This is a genomic window from Kitasatospora sp. NPDC007106, assembly GCF_040634455.1.
Classification (GTDB): domain Bacteria; phylum Actinomycetota; class Actinomycetes; order Streptomycetales; family Streptomycetaceae; genus Kitasatospora; species Kitasatospora arboriphila.
Genome location: NZ_JBEYFP010000870.1, coordinates 1 through 2,358, shown reverse-complemented (window position 1 = coordinate 2,358; position 2,358 = coordinate 1). Strand labels below are relative to the sequence as shown.

At 72.8% G+C, this 2,358-nt stretch carries 3 protein-coding genes; 2 read left to right on the top strand and 1 reads right to left on the bottom strand.

The window, feature by feature from the left end; all coding sequences use genetic code 11:
• Positions 1–62 precede the first annotated feature (62 nt).
• A complete protein-coding gene (locus ABZ641_RS33445) occupies positions 63–902 on the bottom strand; it encodes a siderophore-interacting protein (RefSeq protein ID WP_344626134.1) in 840 nt (279 codons plus the stop codon).
• A gap of 529 nt (positions 903–1,431) precedes the next feature.
• Here ABZ641_RS33445 and ABZ641_RS33440 point away from each other — a divergent pair.
• Positions 1,432–1,767 carry a hypothetical protein gene (locus ABZ641_RS33440; RefSeq protein ID WP_344626135.1) on the top strand — a complete coding sequence of 112 codons (336 nt, stop codon included), beginning with the start codon at positions 1,432–1,434 and terminating at the stop codon, positions 1,765–1,767.
• Positions 1,768–1,823: 56 nt separating this feature from the next.
• Positions 1,824–2,264, top strand: coding sequence for a VOC family protein (locus ABZ641_RS33435; protein WP_359988002.1), 441 nt, complete (start codon positions 1,824–1,826; stop codon positions 2,262–2,264).
• Positions 2,265–2,358: the final 94 nt, after the last annotated feature.

Genomic DNA, 2,358 nt, shown 5'->3' with positions numbered 1-2,358 from the left:
CTCCCGCCGCGCAGACCACGCGCGGCGGGAGCCGATGCCGTTCCGCGACGGGGGAGCCGGGCTCAGGAGGCGGGGCGCTCCTGCTCCGCCTCGACCTGGGCGTTCCACTCGCGCTTGGAGGCCTGCCAACCGTCCTCGTTGTGGCCGAGCCGCCAGTAGCCGGAGACGGAGAGGTCCTCGCGGGGGATCCCGAGGTCCACGCGCAGGAGTGCCCGGAGTTCCTTGACGAAGCCGGCCTCGCCGTGGACGAAGGCGTGCACCCGGCCCGCGGGGAACTCCAGCGCGCGGACGGCCTCGACGAGCCGTTCGCCGACGGGGCGGTCGCCGCGGTGCAGCCAGACGACCTCCGCGGCGGAGTCGAACTTCTGCTCCTCCTCGGGGCCGGCCACCTCGACGAACGCGCGGACCTCGGCGTCGGCCGGCAGGGCCTCCAGGGCCGCGGCGATGGCGGGCAGGGCGCTCTCGTCGCCGGCCAGCAGGTGCCAGTCGGCGGTGGTGTCGGGCGCGTAGCCGCCGCCGGGGCCCATGAACCGGACGGTCTCGCCCGGTCGGGCGCGCACCGCCCAGGGACCGGCGAGGCCCTCGTCGCCGTGGACGACGAAGTCGAGGGTGAGCTCGCGCAGTTCGGCGTTCCAGGCGCGGACGGTGTACGTCCGGGTCACCGGCCACTGCTCGCGCGGGAACTCCTCGCGGATCCGCTCCAGGTCGAACGGCTCGGGATAGGTCACACCCTCGGCACCGAACAGCACCTTCACGTAGTGGTCGGTGAAGGCGCCGGCCGGGAACGCGGCGAGGCCGTCGCCGCCGAGCACGACGCGCTGCATGTGGGGGGTGATCCGCTCGGTGCGGACGACGTGCGCGGTGTGCGGCTTCCGGGGCCTGCGGGCCGGACGCTCTGCCATGGACGCTCTCCTCATGTCTTTTACTTAGGCTCGCTAACGTAACACTCGCCGAGCGGCACAGCCGGGCGCTTCGGAACAGGGGAACCCGCCGAGTGCAGGTGGCTGCGGCCGGGCCGGCGGAGCGTCGCCGGCGGCGGAGGACCTCAAGGGGCCGAGGGGCGCGACGGGTGTTCGTCCTCCGGCTACGGCCCGCTCCAGGCAGGCCCTTCGAACGGAACGCCGTGGACCCTCTCCGCGCTGGCGCCGACGGCTTCGTTCCTGCCGGCAGGCCAGGCAGGGGCCGCTGCGCCGGCGCCGCACCCCGGCATCCACTGCCTCGCCAACGCCTGGCAGACCCCGAACGTCTCGACGAGGCCGTGCGACGCCGGTGACCCCGGTCAGCACTGGGTGATCTTCAACGAGCAGATCAGCCTCGCACTCGTCTGACACCCGCACCCCGTCACTCACGGTGTGTGGGGGGAAAGGCAGTTCTTGAACGGGTCGTCCGCTCGCCGTTCCCATGGGCCGGACGCAACCCTAGGCTGGCCGGGTGGCGGACGAGGTGTGGGGCGAGACGGTGCAGGCCTGCGAGGCCCCGGGATCGGGGTGTTCGCGGTGCGAGGAGACGGCGGACTTCACGGTGGTGCGCGAGCGGTACCGGACCGTGGCCCGCAGCCGGGGTCTCGGGCGGCTCCTGGCGGCCGGGGTGCTCGTCGTCCTGGCCGTCGAGCTGCTGCTGACGGGCCGTGCGACGGGTGCGGCGGTCGCGTTCGTCCTCGGGGCGCTGTCCGCGGTCTCGTTCGGGTGGGTCGTCCTGCAGTCCCGTTCCGGTGAGCCGGTGGCCGTGTTCCACTGTCATCACTGCGAGGCCCGGTACCGGCTCTGACCGTCGTTGCAGGGCGGCACTCCGCAGAGGACCGCGCAACGCAGAGGGAGACCGTCATGCCGCTCCAGCGGATGGACAACGTCGGCATCGTCGTCGACGACCTGGACGCCGCCGTCGCCTTCTTCACGGAACTCGGCATGGAGGTCGAGGGCAGGGCGCAGATCGAGGGCCTCTTCGCGGATCAGGCCGTCGGGCTCGACGGGGTCCGCAGCGAGATCGCGATGATGCGGACCCCGGACGGCCACGGCAAGCTGGAGCTCGCGCAGTACCACGCCCCCGCGGCGATCCGCGACGGATCGCACAACCCGCCGCCGAACACGCTGGGCCTGCACCGGGTGATGTTCGCCGTCGACGACATCGACGACACCGTCGCCCGCCTCCGCCGCCACGGTGCCGAACTCATCGGTGAGGTGGCGCAGTACGAGGACGTCTACCGCCTCTGCTACCTCCGCGGCCCCTCGGGCATCCTGCTCGCCCTGGCCGAACGGATCGGCTGACGGCCCTTCGCCACCCTGCTGCTTGCCGTACGGACGACCGTCGTACGGACGGCCGTCGTACGGCGTCGGGCGGGGCCGTGTCGGAGATCGTAAG